The sequence below is a fragment of the Citrobacter sp. wls613 genome, assembly GCF_005281195.1.
GTDB classification, from domain to species: domain Bacteria; phylum Pseudomonadota; class Gammaproteobacteria; order Enterobacterales; family Enterobacteriaceae; genus Citrobacter; species Citrobacter gillenii.
The window spans coordinates 1-3889 of sequence record NZ_SZXN01000001.1 but is presented as its reverse complement, the minus strand read 5'-3'; the positions used below and the strand labels follow the sequence as shown (position 1 = coordinate 3889).

The following is a 3889-nucleotide window of genomic DNA, read 5'->3' as shown; positions in this document are numbered from 1 at the left end:
TTGTCAGCGAAAGTTGCTATCGCTATCAGCCTCAACTGAATGAGGAAAATGAGGTCATTGCTGACTGGCTGCTCCGCATCACTGGCAGCCAGCGTAACTGGGGGTTTGGCCTGTGCTTTTTGTACCTGCGCAACGTAAAAGGCTTCCGCTTCGACCACAAAAGGGTGTACCGAATTTACTGCGAACTATCGCTGAACATGCGAATAAAGCCGAAAAAAAGACTGAAACGGGATAAACCTGAACCGCTGAGGGTGCCAGAAAGCCGCAACGAATGCTGGTCGATGGACTTCATGCATGATCAGCTATCAGATGGTCGCTCTATCCGTTTACTGAATGTCATCGATGACTTTAATCGTGAAGCACCGGCTATTGAAGTGGATTTTTCCCTGCCAGCAAGTCGTGTGGTGAGGGCTCTCGAACAACTCATTGAATGGAAAGGTAAACCGGTAGCAATACGATGCGATAACGGGCCAGAATATACCGGAAAAGTACTGATGTTGTGCGCTCACAATGATTCAAATATCCCAGTATTTCATCAACCAGATACAGTATTTCTATTCCCCGAGTAATTTTATCTAAGCACAGAATTTAATGCAGAATGGTAGAAGTATATTTGCTAAATACTCTCCACCAAATCCCCCAACGTTACCATCAGCATCATTGGATCCATCGGCGACGGCTCAAACCCCACCCGCAGGTAAAATTCCCGCGCTTCATCCGACAGGGCATGAACCAACATCCCGCGAATGCCGATCGTTTCCGCCACCTGAATTACCCGCAGCCCGGCATCGCGTATCAACGCCCGACCAATACCCTGACCGTGCAGTGATTGATCCACTGCCAGACGGCCCAGCACGACAACCGGGATCGGGTCGGGCATGTTGCGACGGAAGCGACCGGGGGCGTTATTTGTCGTCACGGCACTGGAGGCCAGCGAGTAATAAGCCAGTACCTTCGAATCACTGTTGCAGCAAACAAAAGTACGGGATGCGCCAGTGACCTGATTTTTCATCGCCCGTTGTTGCAGCCAGTTATCCATAGAGTCCACGCCACAGCAAAATGAAGTCAGGTTATGTGCGGCGTGGAGGGGTTCGGGGGCGGAGATCATTTTTCCTGCTCCCACGGAGCAGAGGTCTGCATGGTTTTACGCAACGCAGCATTGGGCGCAGGTGCCTGATCCAGACGAGTGAGAAACGCCTGATACGCCTCAGGATCGGCCATAATGATACGTTGCTCAATCAGCGTTTCTTCGGCAGCGGCACGTGCAGCTTCCAGTACAAAATCAGTCCGGTTTTTGCCTCTGGCTTTCGCCGCCCGATCGATAAGATCGCGCTCGGCAGGTTTAATGCGCAGGTTCAGGGTTTCGCGTTTCATCGCCATACTGTTTGTGGCTGGCATGGTGTTGTCCTCTTGTGTTTCTGTGGATATTAAGTATACAACATGCGTAACGCAGATGTCATTACGGTAAATTTAGAAGGAATCGAACCGGAGTATCGAACCAAAAATTTTTCTACTTATTTTAATCCACCATTATGATTTACAAGAAGAAATGAGGGTCAACCTCTGGGTCTTGACAATAAGTAGCAAAAGAGTTTTTGATAGAAATCAAATTGGTAAGTAATTGAATGTTCCCGAGTCCGGGCACCACTATTTAGAAAAACCAGCCTACGGGCTAGTTTTTTGCTTTCTGGGACTACAGGCTATTCATTAAACGTCGTGTGATTATTCGCTCCGTTTAATGCTTTGTTTCAACAACGCATAACGATTGAGAAGCTGATTCAGGCGCATATCAAGCTGCTGATATAAAGCTGGCGATATACTCCCTTGTGTTTTCAATTCTACGTCCATTTTACGCAGTAATTCTTCTGGCGGCGGCGTTTCATCCAGTTGACGGCGAATAGCAAAAATCGCGGACTTCAATTCCGAACCGGTTAAATATTTCCCCTTACGCTCATCAAGCGCATTTAGCTGGGCAGTTAACGTCTCCAGCCCCAGCTGTGCATGATGCCAGTTCTGTAATGCGCCATCCGGCAACGCTTCGGTAGCCCACTGTTTATATAATCCGCTGACGAGCTCAGCAGCCTGTGCTTCTTCTGGCCACAGAGTAGCTGCCTGCTGCGCGATCGCTGAGGCATATTCCCTTGACCACAAAGGTTGCTGGTGATGTAAAACATCGAGCTGCTTCTGCGTAGAAGCCAAAACATTCTGTTTTTTCTCATCCAGGTCTGAAGATTGCTTCAAGACCGACAACTGTGCAGGCGTCAGTGACATCGGTAACGGTTGCACCACGTCATACTGCGAAGCCTGCATAGCGTTGATCCCCCAAACAATACCAACACTCACCACAGCGGCGAACAGCACGCCAGTCGCAAAACCCTGCAACATCTGTCGGCGCCCGGAAGAAACATGAGTGGTAAAACCTGCGGTATTCACTTGCTCGGATGGTGCAGTTTCATTGACCACAAATACCAGTTGAGGTAAGGAAGTCGAGATATTATTTACCGTAACAGCGCGCATTTCTTTATGCTCGCCAGAGGCAGGTGCGGATGCCATCACGACTGCGGCTCCCGACTCTGCTTCAGACGTCTCCAGTCGCAAAGCCGCATTGTGCATCCAGGCAACAACGGTTTCCAGTTTGCTTAGCGCCTTCAATTCAAGGCGTTGCAATACTTCACAGGCCTGTTTCAAACTTTTTTCAACCCGATACACCGTCGCGAGATCAGCATATGACAGCGTCAATGTACGCAATTCTTGCTGTAGTCGGGTCGACAGCCAGGCCAGTATGTCAATGCGCGCATGGGTTTGTTGCGGCCATATTGTAGTCCAGTGATACGTGAGTAAAGCTTCAAGGAGTTCGCAACCTTCAGCAAGCCCTATAAGATCCGTATTACGTATTCTGGCGACGGTATACCAGGCAAGGGTTTGTAGTTCGATCCCATTGTTACGGAACAACGCCAGGCTTAACTGCTCAACCTTTTGCCAGTCAACATCCGGACGCGCAGGGTGCGTCAGCTTGTTGATTTCATCCCGCAGCAACCCATACTCTGCGAAAGTACGCGGATCGCTGCCCGTACTGATTCGGTTTTTATCCATGTTAATAAACTCCAGAATCAAGCCAACCCTGCCTTTTTAAGTGACGAATCAGTACCCGCCCCTCAGGGGTAAAATCTGTGCCATAGCGAACAACGCCAAGATCATGAAGTTCAGCATCGATGGAATAACGTAAATGCCCCGGCGCTTCCTGTTCCTGCATCGTGACCTGAATACCTTTGAGTCGTGGCTCATACTTCAGCAATACCTGAGAAAGCGTGCCGATAAGTTGGTGGGCTGTCCCCGGCATACCCTGGAGGATCTTCGTCATATCTGGCAGGCCGTAGTCGGGGAGATGCTTGAGGCTGCCAGCGCGAGTGTTCAGAATGCGTTGCATATTGTCCAGAACAGACAGAATGACCTGTGTGTTTTCGCTGACCGCCTGCAAAGGCAGCCCCCCCTCGAAATTCCCGAGTAAAATGTCATACAGAGAAGGTTGTCTGACCATTATTCGTCCTCCAGTGGCATGAGCGCCAGTCCCTGAGTTTTCAATTCAATAATCCGTGCCTTATCAGGATCAAGGTCCTCACGGCTTAATACTACTCGCCATGAATCTTCAGATTGTTCGGGAGAAATAAACATGCCTGCTACAGCGATATATTGTGCTTCTGTTTCTAATGGAATATCGAGCGTAACGCTTTCCCCCGGACGGACTCTGATATCTTTTTGTGCCACTAAATCTGCTTTCACCACAGTGCTATCCTCTGCAAATAATGACTGATAATTTGCAGAATCAAATGCCTTACGATCCTTTAGTTGATAAATACGGGTGATGCTGCCAACTTACTGATTTAGTGTA

At 49.0% G+C, this 3889-nt stretch carries 4 protein-coding genes and 2 pseudogenes; 1 reads left to right on the top strand and 5 read right to left on the bottom strand.

What is annotated here, in order from left to right; translation table 11 throughout:
- Window positions 1-479, top strand: a pseudogene (locus FDX01_RS00030) (DDE-type integrase/transposase/recombinase); the annotation flags it as partial.
- Between the two features lie 137 nt (window positions 480-616).
- On the opposite strand, the gene FDX01_RS00025 reads toward FDX01_RS00030, so the two are convergent.
- The 5 genes and pseudogenes from FDX01_RS00025 to tssJ all read right to left on the bottom strand — a co-directional run.
- Window positions 617-1108, bottom strand: a complete 492-nt coding sequence (locus FDX01_RS00025) for a GNAT family N-acetyltransferase (protein ID WP_137399016.1) — start codon at window positions 1106-1108, stop codon at window positions 617-619.
- A complete protein-coding gene (locus tag FDX01_RS00020) occupies window positions 1105-1398 on the bottom strand; it encodes a DUF1778 domain-containing protein (RefSeq protein WP_137399015.1) in 294 nt (97 codons plus the stop codon). The genes FDX01_RS00025 and FDX01_RS00020 overlap by 4 nt, the downstream gene beginning before the upstream one ends.
- Before the next feature lie 324 nt (window positions 1399-1722).
- Entirely contained in the window at window positions 1723-3093 is a 1371-nt protein-coding gene (locus tag FDX01_RS00015) for a VasL domain-containing protein (protein WP_137399014.1), read from the bottom strand.
- 1 nt (window position 3094) lies between these two features.
- Window positions 3095-3538 carry a type VI secretion system baseplate subunit TssE gene (tssE, locus tag FDX01_RS00010; protein WP_137362186.1) on the bottom strand — a complete coding sequence of 148 codons (444 nt, stop codon included), beginning with the start codon at window positions 3536-3538 and terminating at the stop codon, window positions 3095-3097.
- Window positions 3538-3867 (bottom strand): annotated as a pseudogene (tssJ, locus tag FDX01_RS00005) (type VI secretion system lipoprotein TssJ); the annotation flags it as partial. The gene tssE and the pseudogene tssJ, both read right to left, overlap by 1 nt.
- Window positions 3868-3889: the final 22 nt, after the last annotated feature.

What these genes read in the sequence shown, in the direction of transcription:
- FDX01_RS00025 (WP_137399016.1), bottom strand. Translation starts at nt 1,108, where the DNA reads ATGATCTCCGCCCCCGAACCCCTCCACGCCGCACATAACCTGACTTCA.
- FDX01_RS00015 (WP_137399014.1), bottom strand. Translation starts at nt 3,093, where the DNA reads ATGGATAAAAACCGAATCAGTACGGGCAGCGATCCGCGTACTTTCGCA.
- tssE (WP_137362186.1), bottom strand. Translation starts at nt 3,538, where the DNA reads ATGGTCAGACAACCTTCTCTGTATGACATTTTACTCGGGAATTTCGAG.
- FDX01_RS00020 (WP_137399015.1), bottom strand. Translation starts at nt 1,398, where the DNA reads ATGCCAGCCACAAACAGTATGGCGATGAAACGCGAAACCCTGAACCTG.